We start from the raw sequence: 13,807 nt of genomic DNA, 5'->3' as shown, positions 1-13,807 counted from the left end.
CTCTATGTTGTGAAGGTACTCCATGACGTCACAAGCAACTTGGCTGCCCACGCGGGCGGTCATCGAGAACGCCGTTGTCTCCACACCCTTTTCTTCTTTGGATAGCTGGCGCCACTACCGCCGTATCGAGCAGCGTGTCATTGGTCAACTGCTGCAAACCCTGCTGTATGAGGATGTGCTGAGCTATACCGTCGTGCCAAACCCGGCCGCAACGCGGGCTGGAGCGTCACGATTTTCGATCACGTTGGGTAGCCGCTGCTATAGCGTTGATGGGTGGGTATGCCACAGCTTCCATTTGATCCGCCTGGACCATTCTACGCTCTCGGTGAGTGGCGCGCCGAACCAACCCGATACCGTCAGTTTGCAGTGCTTCATCACGGATCTCGAAGAGACGCTGGGGGAGGGAGCCATCCAGCCAGGCTTCGTCAACGAGTTGGTGCAGACACTCATCAAAGACACCCAATCGGCCACGTGTGCGCTAAGTGACACTGCATCGCCTCAAACGTTGGAGGCGGATGCATTAGAGCGCTATTTCACGGATGCCCATAGTTACCATCCTTGCTACAAGTCACGGCTGGGGTTCTCCTTACAGGATAACCAGCGCTACGGCCCTGAGTTTGCTCAACCGCTGCGTGTCATTTGGTTGGCAGTGCCCAACCAGTTGGCTCATGCAAGTGCGGTGGACGGAGAAAACTGCCTAGGTCGGGCCATGGAGGAGGCCGGGCCTGAGGTGCTGGCGAGGTTGGAGGACTATCTCGAACGCCAGCAGCGTCGGCGCGATGAGGTCGTGCTCATGCCCGTGCATCCATGGCAGTGGGAAAATGCTCTGGTCGAGGTGCTCTATCCCGAGCTTGCCAGTGGCGATATTGCCTTCCTAGGGGAGGGCGAAGCGGTTTATACCCCTCAGCAGTCGATACGTACCCTGGCTTCGGTAACGCGTCATCTGCCCTATCTCAAGCTGGCGATGAGTATCACGAATACGTCTAGCACACGTATCTTGGCGCGCCATACCGTCACCAACGGCCCCCTCATCACACAGTGGCTTCAGCGGCTGATCGAGACGAATGAGACCGCCTCCTCTGCGGGCTTCGTCCTGTTAGGGGAGATCGTTGGCGTGGCCTTGGATGAGCGCGCATTTGCTGCCAAGCGCTATGCAGAGGTGTATGGCAAGGTCGGGGCTATTTGGCGACAAAATATCCGCCAATATTTACATGAGGGCGAGCAAGCTGCCCCACTCAACGGGTTGAGCCAGCTTACTCGCACGTCGCAAGGGGAGCCCTCTGACCCATTCATCACCCCCTGGGTAGAGCGCTACGGGCTCGTTGCGTGGACGCGCCAACTGATCCTCGTCACGACGCTGCCGATCATCCATCTGCTGTTTGCGGAAGGTATCGGAATGGAGTCCCACGGGCAAAATATCGTCGTCATTCATCGTGATGGCTGGCCTACACGCGTTGCCCTCAAAGACTTTCATGACGGCGTACGTTTTAGCAAGGCGCAGCTCGCCCGGCCCGAGCTGGCACCCAAGCTCGAGCCGGTGCCTCCGCGCCATGCCGCGCTCAATCGCAACTCCTTTATCGTCACCGATGATCTAGCAGCGGTGCGTGACTACTCTTGCGATGCCTTTTTCTTCATTGCGCTTGGTGACATGGCCATTTTTTTGAAGCGCCACTTTGGCTTGGAGGAGACGCACTTTTGGGCCATGGCGGCAGAGGTCGTCAAAGAGTACCAGCGCGAGCATCCCCAGCACGCTGAGCGCTATCGCTGTTTTGACGTGTTTACTCCAGAGTGGGAGGTAGAGGCACTGACTCGTCGCCGTCTCTTTGGAGACGAGCAGCCCCAGGTCAAAAAGGTGCCCAACCCACTGGCCGCCTATGCACCTGAAGGAGCGCGCGTATGTTGAGAACGAATCAGCTAAAGCGTGCGCTGCTAGAGGGCAGGGAAGTCTACGGGGTGATGGCCTCCATGCCGACTGCTGCCTCTATTGAGTTGATCGGAGAAGCAGGCTTTGACTACGTGGTCATCGATACCGAGCACATTCTGATCAACCCAGAAACCATCGAACACATGATCCGTACCGCAGAGAGCTATGGGATGACGCCACTGGTTCGAGTGGCGGATACGGACCCCAAACAGCTGCTGCGCCTGCTGGACGGCGGTGCGCAAGGCATCGTGTTGCCCAATGTGGCGTCGGCCGCGTCGTTAGCCGACGCGGTGGCTGCCTGTAAATACGCGCCTGAGGGAGCAAGAAGCCTCAACGCCGGTCGCCCTGGAGGGTTTGGTAAGTCCTCTCTCGCCGAGTACGTGGGGCAAGCCAACCAAGAAACGATGGTCGTTGCCATGATTGAAAGCCACCAAGGCGTGCAGCAAATCGAAGCGATTTGTGCCGTGCCTGGCTTGGATATGGTGCTGGAGGGTGCGGCGGATCTTTCCCAGTCCCTGGGGGTGACGTGGCAAACCGACCATCCAGATGTCGTCCAGTCGCTCGAGCATGTTCAGCAGACGGCCCAGGCATTCGGGATCCCTTATTGCGCCTTTCTCCGCCAATCCCGCGCTAAAGCGCGATGGCAGGCACGGGGTGTTCGTACCTTCATGCTGGGAGATGAACGAGGGATTGCGTTTCGCGCGCTGCAGAAGAGCCTTCACGAAGCTAAAGACGTTTCACACTGATCGATGTTTTCACGTTACTGATACCGTTTTGGAGGTTAGGCACATGACATCCGTTAATGCTCAGCACTATGCGCAACAGCAGATTCTGCAATGTTTGGTCGATGGGTGCTTGGTAGAAGGCTTGCTAGAGGGGCTCGATGCGCAGTGGAGCATCGTCGGTGACGACGAGAAAGCACTGACTGGCTTGTTTGGTGGTTTTACCCGAGATCCCGCGCAGCGTCTTTGGCGCTGGCCAGCAAAGCCGGGTTGGCATGTCGCGATGCTGCTTCAGCCTGGTATCACGCAGGCTTGGGAGAAAGTGCCGCAGACGCCGGTCGTGTTGGTCGACCATGCCGCAGGTCAGCATCACGCTTTGTCACCTGAGGCCTTCATGCATTACCTCTTTGCTAACGGAGGCGGGGATGACGCAGCCCTAACCCAGGGGCAGGAAGTGTTTTTGCAGGCGCTCTCCGATACGCTTTGGCAAGCGACCAGCTCGGTGAAGCATCAGGTAAGAACGGCGGGTTTGCCAGCGCTTGCCACGGCTGATCATTTTGCTGTGATGGAGCAGTGGGCATCGCTGTTGGATCGCCCTTATCACCCCACGGCGAAAGCCAAGCAGGGGTTGAATAATCAGGAGTATCACGCCTATATGGCGGAGTTCAATCTGCCTATCGAACTCCGTTGGGTCGCCATCGACAATAACGCTTTGCTCAGTGGTGACGGTGTCAACGAAGAAACGCCGCTGCCAGTGCGCTGGCTCGCCAGCGAGACCAGCGCTGGGATGTTGGAGCAGGAGATGGTCGAGCGAGGCCTGGCGCATACGCATACCGCCCTTCCGGTACATCCGTGGCAGCACGAGCATGCGTTGCCCCATTGGTTGCAAGACGCCTTTGAAGCCGGTGCCTGCGTGTCACTCACGACCGTCACGGAACCCTGGCTAGCCACCTCCTCGTTACGGTCGCTTGCGCCCACCACGGCCAGTCCGCACTTTCTCAAACTGCCCATGGCCATTCACTCTCTGGGGGCTTCTCGCTATTTACCGGCCGTGAAAATGATCAATGGCGATCTCAGTGCCCGCTTGCTGCAGCAGGCCAAGGCACGCGACGCTCGCTTAGCGCAAGGCCTCTATCTATGTGATGAAAGCAAGTGGTGGGCGTATATGCCGCAAGGGGCAACGCTCTTTGATGAAGCGCCTCGTCACCTGTCGGCCATGGTGCGTAGCTACCCCTCTGAGTTGCTGGAAGACGATACCGTGCGTTTGGTGCCCATGGCCACGCTGGGAACGCCACTACCGGGTGGTGAGCACCATGTGTTCGATGACTGGTTAGCCGAGCGTGAGTGGCCTGCGAGTGCGGCATCCGTGACAGCCCTCTTCGGCGAGCTGTGCGACCGATTCTTCGAGATCAATCTACGCCTGTTTCGGTTGGGGATGCTGGCAGAAGTCCATGGTCAGAATGCGGTCATGGTCTTTAAATCAGGCCGGTGCCACGGCGTGCTGTTACGCGATCATGACTCGCTGCGTATCTGCGTTGAGCGGCTGGAACAGCATGGGATGCAGGACCCGTGCTACCGCATCAAGCAAGGTCACTCCAATACCCTTTACCACGATAGCCTGGAAGCCCTGCTGTTTTGGCTGCAAACCCTTGCCATTCAAGTCAATCTACGCGCTATCATCGACGCGCTGGTAGGCTACTACGGAGTCTCGGCGCACACTCTATGGGAGACGTTGGCGATACGGTTGAGAGCCCAGCTGAACGAGGTTGCTTTTGACCAACATGACCGGGATAGACTGCTAAAGCAGTTGTTCGAACAGGAGCAGTGGCCCTATAAACGCCTGATTTCACCCATCATCGAGCGAGCGGGGGGGCCAGGCAGTATGCCCTTCGGCACCAGCGCAACCTGTAATCCGCTTCGCAAAGTTATCGTTTCGAAGCAGCAACGCCACCAGGAAGCGGTCACGGAGCACTGAGTCAAAAGCCGCCTAGTAGATCTGCTAGGCGGCTATTCCATCAACATGCCGAATTAGCAAAACCAAGCGGGATGGTTTGCTTTCAGCGCTCGCCGCTTCTCGTCCTCCTGCGTCTGCTTTTCCTCTGCAGCGCTCGCTAGCGCCTCTGCGCGGTGAGGAGGCACCACGAAGAGCCCATCGTCATCTCCAATGACCAGATCCCCTGGGGTTATGACACACCCCTCGATTGTGACGGGCGTATTGATTTCACCCTCTAGCGAGAGTGCCCGGGTGGTTAACGGGCTTGTTCCCCGTGCAAAGGTGGGGAGCGGCAGCTGAGAAAGATGGGCCCAGTCGGTGACCGGTCCATTCGTCACCACGCCCGCCAAGCTCTTTTGTAAGGCGGCGTAAGCGCGAAACTCCCCCCAGCAGGCACGTTGAACATCGCTGCCGACGTCGATCACCAGCACGTCGCCTGGGCGTGCCATGATCAGCGCCTCACGGATGATGCTGCCATCCACATGGGGAATGCGTACCGTGAGGGCCGTGCCTAAAAGCCGAACAGGGCGCTTGAGTGGCAGAAGGGTCGCGATGGCTCCGATATCGGTAAAATGTCCGAGTGTCGAGGTGGCAATGTCCTCGAATCGTTGCCGCTGCTGGGGGGGGATGTTTTCTTGACGGGGAAGGACATGGAACATGGGACTCTCTTTGTTTACCTCGAGCGCGCTAATAGCGCGTGCGGTGAAGTAAATAAACGAAGAAGGGCGCGCCGATGCCGGCCACGAAAATGCCTGCGGGCAGGTCTTTGGGAAGAAAAGCGACCCGGCCTAGCAAATCGGCATATAGGACGATCAGTGCCCCGACCAGCGCCGATACGGGAAGGAGGCGTGCCATATGGCGCCCCACGAATTTAGACGCGATATGCGGCGCTATTAAGCCCACGAAACTGATGGCCCCTGCATAGGCCACCGCAGCGCCTGCCAACACCACAGCACAGGCCAGTAGGATGACTCGGCTACGTATCACCGCGACGCCTAGCCCTTGTGCCACCTGATCCCCCAGCGCCATGGCATCTGCATGGCGGGCGAAGGCCAAACATACCGGTGTGGTCACCACCAGCCACGGCAGTAAGCCATAGACGTCCCGCCACTGGGCTGCATACAAACTGCCGGTGAGCCAGACGTAGGCCGACATGGCCGCAGCGTCGCTGCTAATGACGATCAAAAGCGTGGTGCCTGCGCCCATGGCCGCGGCCAAACCAATGCCCACGAGTACCATACGTGACGGGTGCAGCCCATTTTTCCAAGCGAGTGTAAAGACCAGCAAGGTCGATACCAGGGCACCCAACATGGCAAAGAGTGGCAGCCAATGAATGCTAAAGATGCTGCTAAGCAGTGCTAAAAATAGAACCGCCGCAAGGGCGGCACCGCTCGTGATGCCGATGACGTCAGGAGACGCCAGGGGATTACGCACGATACCCTGCAAGAGAGCACCTGCCATCGCCAAGGCGCTACCCACCAACATTGCCAGCACGATTCTCGGTAGGCGTAACTCCCAAACGATAAACGCAATGTCGCTACTTTGCGGCGCTGCTAATGCCTTCACAACGTCCACGAACGCGGTAGGAAAGCTCCCCAAGCTCAGCGATACGCCCGCGCTGGCAAACAGCAAAACGGCCAAACCGACGACCGTGAGCAGCGACCGATCGTCATGGCGCTGTTCAGAAGAGATAAAGGAGCTTGAAATATGCGATGTCATTGGGCTGCCATGTTGCGTCGCGCCAGATAAATGAAGAAAGGCGTCCCTAGCAAAGCGGTCATCACGCCTACAGGGATCTCCTGGGGAGCAATTAAAAATCGCGACGCCACATCTGCCAGCAATAGAAGGCTGGCGCCCAGTAGCGCGCAGGCGGGCAACAGCCAGCGGTGATCGATACCAAACAGACTCCTCGCCATGTGAGGAACGATCAACCCTACGAACCCGATCATCCCTGACAAGGCCACGGAACTACCCGCCAATACGATCACGACGAGCCCAAGCAGCAGTTTAATCGTGGTGGCCTGTAACCCTAGACCTGTTGCCATGTCATCGCCTAACAAGAGCGCATTGGCATGACGGACCAGCAGGGTGCAGAGCAGGAGCGCTGCGCCAAATAGCGGTAATAAAGGAGCCACCAGCGCAAGTTCTCGCCCAGATACCGAGCCTGCCAGCCAGTAGAGCACGCTTTCGAAGCTTTGCTGATCGATCACCAGGAGCCCCTGGCTAAAGGCGACGAACATGGCCGTCACGGCCACCCCGGCCAGTACGACGCGCAGCGGCGATAGCTCTCCGCGTCGTCCTCTACTGAGCAGAATGACTAAGAGTGCCGCCACCGATGCACCGAAAAGCGCCGCCCAGACATAGTGGGCAGGCGCTGAAAGCGGCAGTAAAGACACGGCCACCACGACAAAAAACATGGCCCCCGCGTTGATGCCTAGGATGCTAGGTGAGGCCAGCGGGTTGCGTGTGATGGTTTGCATCAGAGCCCCGGCAATGGCGAGGCTCGCACCCACTAACGCGGCGATGATCGCCCGCGGCAGACGCTCAGTGATGAGGATGATGTGCGCGACATTGCTGGGATCATAGTGATGTAAGGTTGACCAGAGCGCGTGCCACGCAATATCGGTCGTTCCTGATAGTGTGCTGGTTAAAAATGCGCTCCAGGTCACCACCACCCCAAACAGCAGCCCTAGACTTTTAGCGATGCGGCTATCTAGCATCCTGCGTCTCCTGGCGGCTAGCAAGCGCATCACCTTGCTCGATGCCTTCAAGACCATAGTGGCGATACAGGTCATCGAGCATGGCATTGGCGGCGAGTATACCGCCGCCCATCATCCAGTTGACGGGGTCGACTTCGAATACCCGCTGATGTTCAACGGCCTCTAGCTGCTGCCACAAAGGGTGGGACGACCAGTGCTGGTAGTTATCGAGAATGGCGGGGTCCGGCTCCAGCAGCACGAAAATGACATCGGCATCCAACATAGGGATGTTCTCCGTGCTGGAAAGCTTCATGCCCCAACCGTGCGTGTTCAAGGTGTCGGGTTGTTCGAACCCTAGCTCGTCGAGAATATAGCCTGCAAAGCCGCCCGAGTAGATACGCAGGTGATCACTTTTGAAGCGGATCACCGCGACTTTTTGCGGCCACGCGTCTCCGAGCGCGTCTGCTATCTGTCGGTGAAAGTCGTCGACCCGTGTCGCCCAATCGCGCAGTAACGCATTGGCTGCTTCCTCGCGACCTGTGGCATCAGCCACTAGGGTCAGCGACTCTTTGAAGTCATAAACGTTATCGGCCGTGGCAGTGGGGGCAATGGCTGTCAGCAACGGCCGTATTCTCTGATGACGAAAATCCGTGGCCACGATGACATCAGGGTTCAGCCAAGCGATTTTTTCCAAGTTTGGCTGTGTTTCCAGGCCCACGTGCGGCACGTCGTTTAATTCGTCGCGCAGGTAGCGATACATGGGTTTTTCCAACCATGAGTCCACCACGCCAATGGGAGTGATCCCCAAGGCGACGGCGCTATCGGTGGCTCCTTGGTAAAGCGTTACGACGCGTTCAACGGAGTGTGTTTGGCTCCTAAGGGGTTGGGCGGCACAGGTAGCGCCCATCAAGCTCACGACGAGGGCAATGCTCAGCAGCGTTTTGCCCCATGAAGGTCGCCAGGTGATTCGGTGCGTTTGAAAGGGGATCATTTGGCTCTTCCTTGAAGCGACGTTTGCGGCTGGCCGTTTGAGGAGGAAGGTATCGCCATGTTCAACGAGGCACCTGTGCGCCCCAGCATCCACGCCAAAGGGAGACAGGCCAGCGCGATACCCGCCAAGACAAGAAAGGCCACATGCAGGGCAGAGGCACTGGCCTCGGAGTAGGCAATGCCCAGCTCCAGGGAGGCGCGAACACTCATGTCGTAGTAGACCGATAGGGCGACCACCCCGAGTGAGGAGACGAGTCGACGCGCCATGTTGTTCATGGCCGAGGCCTGGGCCACTTGCTGCTCAGGAAGATCTTTCATGCCCACCGTGGTCGCCGGTAAGTAAGCGAACCCCAACCCCATGCCGCGAAGCCCCATCCAGGCTGCGATGATCCAAACGGAGGTCGCCGCGCTCAGCGTGCCGAGGCCTATCAAGCTGATGACCGTGGCAATCAGGCCTAAACCAATACACCATTGAGGGGGTGCCCGGTCGATACAGCGGCCTGCAATGGGCGAACAGGCAGCGGCAGCAAGCGCAGTGGCGAGAAACACGAGGCCTGTCGTCAGCGGGCTAAATCCCAGCGTGTTCTGCATCCACAGAGGGATCAACAAGATGCATCCAAACAGGATGATCGATTGCAAACAGGCGAGCAGCACGCTGTAGCGAAAGCGAGGGTGGTGAAACAGTGACAGGTCGAGTAGCGGCTGAGCCTGCTGTCGCTCGACGCGTATGAACAGCGTTAACGCGATGGCACCTAGCAGGAGCGGTACGAGAGTAGCGGGACGCAACAGGTCTGATAACGTTTCAACGCCGTTGAGAGACAGCAGTACGCCCCCGATACCCAGCGTGATGAGACAAAAGCCAGGTAGGTCAAACTGGCGTCGAGGCGGCCGCGAGTCGGCGGATAAATAACGGTAACCGCATATCAGCCCTAGGATCGCGAAGGGCATATTCATCAAAAACAGGGCGCGCCAGTGGCTGATTTCCAGCAGTAGCCCTCCCACCGTCGGTCCGATGGCGGGCGCCATCATCACGGCAAAGCCCCACACACCGCTGGCCCGTCCCCGCTGTTCGCGCGGGTAGGCGGAGAAAATCAACGACAGAGACAGCGGAATCATCAAGCCAGCGGCGATTCCTTGCACGCCTCGGGCCACGATGATGCCATTGAGGTGTTGCGCTAAGGCACCCAAACCCGAGCCGGCCAAAAAACCGCACAGGCCCACGAGGTAAACCGTTTTTCGCCCCCACCTGCCCGCTAAATAGCCCGTTAGCGGCATTGTCATCGCCATGGCAATCATAAAGATGGTCACCACCCAGCTGACCTGGGTGGCGCTAGCGTTAAACGTCACCATGAGGTCAGCGACGGCTAGGTTAAGAGCGCTGTTATTGAGGCTGACGGTAAAGGTGCCCAATAGCACGCTGATCAGCACTTTTTTGCCGTTGGAGGTCGCGTTCGGCATGAAACCCGCTTTCTGAGATGTCATGGGGATATGGCAAAGCAGACGTGCTGCTATGACGCCTTAGCCAGAGGGGGATGATGCCATGTTAAAGGCATTTAATGCAAATAGTTATCAGTTGTGATTGGGCGAGGGGGTACGTCAGTCGCCGCGCTCTCAAAGGAGAGCAGCCGCTACCTCTACTGCACCAAATATCGCCACCCCGGCCGCCACCGGCCAGCCCAGTGAGCGCAGGCGTCGCCACACCAATAGCGTGACGCCAAGGCCTATCGCTGTGGCGAGCCAAGAGATGGCGTTGGGGTTGACCGGTACGATCGAGACGCCCAACACGGCGGCAATCATCATGGGGCCTAGAATCACCAGCCATTGGGGCATGGCGTTCATTCCCGTTGTGCTGCCCAGCCGACGCTGCATCCATAAAAAAGGCACCACGCGCATTAGTAGCGTGCCCAATGCACAGATAATAACGGCGATCCACATGGTGCTGCTCATGGGCGGCTCCTGCGTGGTTGAAAGGTGACCGTGTAGAAGCACAGCGCGCCGCAGGCGGCTGCAAGGGGAATCGCCACGTTGCTCCACCCGGCCAAGTTCAAGGCCAGCGCGGCAAGGATGGTACACAGCATGGCGGCGGCCCAGCGCTGGTCGGTAAAGCGCGGTGCCACCATGGTAAGAAATAGGGCTGGAAGGGCGAAGGGCATGATCTCCCCCAGCAGCGGCCAGCGGGCGGTGACCGCCTCGCCGCCGGACGCGCCGACGATGGTACCGATGATCCACACCGCCCACGCCAGCAGCGAGGCACCCACGAACCAACTGAACCGCTTGACTTCCGGTAGCTGGGGTAGCCGTATGAGTGCCAAGGCAAAGACTTGGTCGGTCAGGCCGTGCATCAACCAAGGCCAGTGGCGGCTGCGGGGCAGCAGCGCGGCCAAATTGGGGCCGTACACCACGTGGCGCACGTTGATGAGCAGCGTCATGATGACCACCAGCCACAGCGGTGCGCCCGCGGCAATCATGCCCACGAACAGAAACTGCGACGCACCCGCATAGATCAGTGCTGAAATGGCGGCGGCTTCCCAGGTGGTAAAACCGGCCTGCGTCGCGACCAAACCAAACGAGAGCGCGACTGGAATATAGCCGCCTAGTAGCGGAATGGCTTCACGCACACCCTGTAAGGCAGAGCGCAGCGATGAGTGCTGGGCGTTAACGGTGTGATCGGCTGGCTGGCTCATGAGCGGGTGCCCTCTAGCCCGTAGGTGACGGTGAGCAGCAGAGTGGCTTCTGCCGCCTGAGTGCGGTAAAGGTGTGGCTGATCGGCGGGGAAAGTGACGCTATCGCCGGGAGCGAGCGAGAACGTTGCGCCTTCTGGTCCGGCTTCCAAATAGCCGCTGATCAGCGTCAGCGTCTCTTGGGTGCCCGGTGTGTGGGCCTCGGCGTGGCGCAGGGTGTGGGGCGCGCAGCGCATCCAGTAGGCATCTACCTGTGGTGCGCCTTTACCTTGGTCAATCAACTGTACCTGCACGCCATCCTCGCCGAGCGGCACGCTAATCGGTGCAACTAGGGTGCCAAACGGAACGTTGAGTTGGACGGCCAGCCGCCAGATCGTGTCGAGCGTCGGGTTGCCATTGCCTTGCTCTAAGCGGCATAGGTTGGATTTCGCGATGCCCGCCGCGTTGGCAAGTTGCGAGAGCGATAAATCCTGCGCTTTACGAAGCGCTTGGAGGTGTTGGCCTAGCGTAACAAGAGAGTGCTCGTCCATGGATGTCCTCGCTGTTCCTTTTATAGAACGTTCTATATAAGGAACAGCGATCTGTCAATCGACGAGCCACAAAGGAGCGTTAATCAGGCTTACGCGCTCGACAGGCGGCGGCGGTAAACAGCACATCGGTGGAGGAGTTGAGCGCCGTTTCGGTAGAGTCTTGCACCACGCTAATCACAAAGCCAATGGCGACGGCCTGCATGGCCACTTCGGTCGGAATGCCGAACAGGCTGGCGGCCATGGGAATCAGCATCAACGAACCGCCCGCCACGCCAGACACGCCGCAGGCCGCCAGAGCCGATACGATGCAGAGCAGCAGCGCGGTGGGGAAATCCACGCTAATTCCCAGGGTGTGCGTAGTCGCCAGCGTAATCACGGTAATGGTGATCGCCGCCCCGCACATATTGATGGTGGCACCTAGCGGAATGGAGATCGCGTAGGTGTCGGCATCCAGGTCCAAACGGCGGCAAAGTTCCAGGTTGACCGGAATGTTGGCCGCCGAGCTGCGAGTGAAAAACGCCGTAATGGCGCTGCCCCGCAGGCAGGCAAACACCAGCGGGTAAGGATTTTGGCGGGTAGCCAAGTAGACCAATAGCGGGTTACTTATTAGCGCAACGAACAGCATACAGCCAACGATCACCCCCAATAGCTGGGCGTAGTTCAGCAGTGCCTGAACGCCAGACTCCGCGAGTGTACCGGCCACTAAGCCGAAAATACCCAGGGGGGCCAGGCGAATCACCAGGGTGACGATACGCGTAATGGCGGCGGATAAATCGCTCAGCGCTTGGCGAGTCGTGTCGCTGGCCTGGCGAAGTGTCAACCCCAAACCAATGGCCCAGGCCAGAATGGCGATGAAATTGGCGTCCATCAGAGCCGTCACAGGGTTCGCCACCGCGTTGAGTAGTAAGTCACGCAGCACGGTGAAAATATCGCTCGGCGGGTTGCCGTCGACTTGTCCCGCATCCAAGGCCAGCTCCGTGGGAAGTGCGAAGCTTGCGGCTACGGCAATCAACGCGGCAATCAGCGTACCTGCGACGTAGAGTAAGAGCACCGAGCGAATATGGGTCGGCTGGCCCGCCTGATGGGCGGCAATGGCCGCCGCCACCAGTACGAAGACCAAAATAGGCGCCACGGCTTGCAGCGCGGCAATGAAAAGTTGCCCGAGAAGCGCTACATCGCTGGCTATGTCGGGTACGAGTAGGGCCAACAGCACCCCAGCGACAATACCGATGACGATTTGAGGAATAAGCCCCAGCCGTAACAAGGGTCGAAAAACGGTGGTAGCGGTGGCAATCATTGCGTGACTCTCAGGTAGTAAAAGGGGGGAAGCGATGCGGCGGTAAGCGCCACCGCGCCTGAAAGGGGCAGCATTCTATCAGTTGAGGGCTTCTCTGGGGTGGGTGTGCCAAAAATCGGCACTCGCTGTCACAGAGATGAGCGCCAGACTATACTTCGCTTGCTGCGGGGCATCATCGCAGCGTGGCTTTAGTGCTACTTCCCGCCTATCCCAAAAGAAGAAGAAGGAACGTTTCATGCGTATGAAAGTGTTGTTTGCTGCACTGCTGATGCTGTGCAGCTCGTCGCTCGTCATGGCGGCCGACTACTACGTCGATATCACCAACCGTACTGGCTACACCATTTACTATATGTACGTGAGCCCGGCGGATTCGAAAAGTTGGGAGGAGGACGTGCTGGGCAGCGACGTGTTGATGAATGGGGATACCCAGCGCGTGACGCTAACGGGGTATAACAGTCCCTTATTCGATATTCGCTTGGTCGACGAGGACGATGACAGCTATACCTTCTGGAACGTCGATGTTTCTACCCAAGATATCGTGGTGACGCTAGAGCATTTAGACTAATCATAAAAACGGCCTGCCACTCGAAGAGCGGCAGGCCGTTCGCATCGCTCGTTAGGGACGAGCGCTCAAAACTTCAAGCTGCGGCGCTGGCTTGTGCCACGGAAGCGCGGTTGGCCGCTGACAAGGCGTTAGCCGTTTGATCGACGCTGAAACGTGCCATGTCGGCATAAGCCTGTTCGGTAAGGGCAAGCACATCAGGAGAAGCGCCCCATTTCAACAACATGTCATCAATATGCCGCTCAGCCGCCTCAAACTGGCCACAATGGCTCAGCAGTTTGGCAATGGTGTAGTCACACTGCGGTGTATCGAACATCTCTTCCTTGATTTCTTGAATGGCCAGTTCAAGGCCCGCCTGCGAGATATCGACCAGAGAATGGGTATGCATGCCACGACTCCTTGTGAATGC

The 13,807-nt window shown here is 58.4% G+C and carries 14 protein-coding genes; 4 read left to right on the top strand and 10 right to left on the bottom strand.

Annotation, left to right across the window (positions count from 1 at the left end; translation table 11 throughout):
* Positions 1-22: 22 nt before the first annotated feature.
* Genes FRH_RS01200 through FRH_RS01190 form a run of 3 tightly spaced genes read left to right on the top strand, consistent with a single transcriptional unit; the run spans position 23 to position 4,621 of the window.
* Positions 23-1,903: an IucA/IucC family protein gene (locus tag FRH_RS01200; protein ID WP_281997599.1), complete on the top strand. Its 1,881-nt coding sequence runs from the start codon at positions 23-25 to the stop codon at positions 1,901-1,903.
* Positions 1,897-2,670 (top strand): aldolase/citrate lyase family protein, encoded by a 774-nt coding sequence (locus tag FRH_RS01195; RefSeq protein ID WP_281997598.1) that lies wholly within the window; start codon positions 1,897-1,899, stop codon positions 2,668-2,670. Before FRH_RS01200 ends, FRH_RS01195 begins: the two co-directional genes overlap by 7 nt.
* Positions 2,671-2,713: 43 nt before the next feature.
* Entirely contained in the window at positions 2,714-4,621 is a 1,908-nt protein-coding gene (locus tag FRH_RS01190; protein WP_281997597.1) for an IucA/IucC family protein, read from the top strand.
* Between the two features lie 53 nt (positions 4,622-4,674).
* On the opposite strand, the gene FRH_RS01185 is transcribed toward FRH_RS01190, so the two are convergent.
* The 9 genes from FRH_RS01185 to sstT form a co-directional block, all read right to left on the bottom strand.
* A complete protein-coding gene (locus FRH_RS01185; protein WP_281997596.1) occupies positions 4,675-5,298 on the bottom strand; it encodes an RraA family protein in 624 nt (207 codons plus the stop codon).
* Positions 5,299-5,326: 28 nt separating this feature from the next.
* Entirely contained in the window at positions 5,327-6,358 is a 1,032-nt protein-coding gene (locus FRH_RS01180) for an iron ABC transporter permease (protein ID WP_281997595.1), read from the bottom strand.
* A complete protein-coding gene (locus FRH_RS01175) occupies positions 6,355-7,359 on the bottom strand; it encodes an iron ABC transporter permease (protein ID WP_281997594.1) in 1,005 nt (334 codons plus the stop codon). Before FRH_RS01175 ends, FRH_RS01180 begins: the two co-directional genes overlap by 4 nt.
* Positions 7,349-8,329 (bottom strand): iron-siderophore ABC transporter substrate-binding protein, encoded by a 981-nt coding sequence (locus FRH_RS01170; protein WP_281997593.1) that lies wholly within the window; start codon positions 8,327-8,329, stop codon positions 7,349-7,351. The genes FRH_RS01175 and FRH_RS01170 overlap by 11 nt, the downstream gene beginning before the upstream one ends.
* Positions 8,326-9,786, bottom strand: a complete 1,461-nt coding sequence (locus tag FRH_RS01165) for a DHA2 family efflux MFS transporter permease subunit (protein ID WP_281997592.1) — start codon at positions 9,784-9,786, stop codon at positions 8,326-8,328. The genes FRH_RS01170 and FRH_RS01165 overlap by 4 nt, the downstream gene beginning before the upstream one ends.
* Before the next feature lie 153 nt (positions 9,787-9,939).
* Positions 9,940-10,275: an AzlD domain-containing protein gene (locus FRH_RS01160; RefSeq protein ID WP_281997591.1), complete on the bottom strand. Its 336-nt coding sequence runs from the start codon at positions 10,273-10,275 to the stop codon at positions 9,940-9,942.
* Positions 10,272-11,012, bottom strand: coding sequence for an AzlC family ABC transporter permease (locus FRH_RS01155; RefSeq protein WP_281997590.1), 741 nt, complete (start codon positions 11,010-11,012; stop codon positions 10,272-10,274). Before FRH_RS01155 ends, FRH_RS01160 begins: the two co-directional genes overlap by 4 nt.
* A complete protein-coding gene (locus tag FRH_RS01150; protein WP_281997589.1) occupies positions 11,009-11,539 on the bottom strand; it encodes an XRE family transcriptional regulator in 531 nt (176 codons plus the stop codon). The genes FRH_RS01155 and FRH_RS01150 overlap by 4 nt, the downstream gene beginning before the upstream one ends.
* A 79-nt stretch (positions 11,540-11,618) precedes the next feature.
* Entirely contained in the window at positions 11,619-12,836 is a 1,218-nt protein-coding gene (gene sstT, locus FRH_RS01145; RefSeq protein ID WP_281997588.1) for a serine/threonine transporter SstT, read from the bottom strand.
* 235 nt (positions 12,837-13,071) lie between these two features.
* Between sstT and FRH_RS01140 the strand changes: the two genes are divergently transcribed.
* Positions 13,072-13,401 carry a hypothetical protein gene (locus FRH_RS01140; protein WP_281997587.1) on the top strand — a complete coding sequence of 110 codons (330 nt, stop codon included), beginning with the start codon at positions 13,072-13,074 and terminating at the stop codon, positions 13,399-13,401.
* 73 nt (positions 13,402-13,474) lie between these two features.
* Here the strand turns inward: FRH_RS01140 and FRH_RS01135 are convergent, their stop codons facing one another.
* The gene (locus FRH_RS01135) at positions 13,475-13,786 is read right to left on the bottom strand and encodes a hypothetical protein (RefSeq protein WP_139526575.1); all 312 of its coding nucleotides are present in this window, start codon (positions 13,784-13,786) and stop codon (positions 13,475-13,477) included.
* Positions 13,787-13,807: the final 21 nt, after the last annotated feature.

The sequence above is a fragment of the Halomonas sp. A020 genome (genome assembly GCF_027943625.1).
Taxonomy (GTDB): domain Bacteria; phylum Pseudomonadota; class Gammaproteobacteria; order Pseudomonadales; family Halomonadaceae; genus Vreelandella; species Vreelandella piezotolerans.
This window is presented reverse-complemented; position numbering and strand designations above follow the sequence as displayed.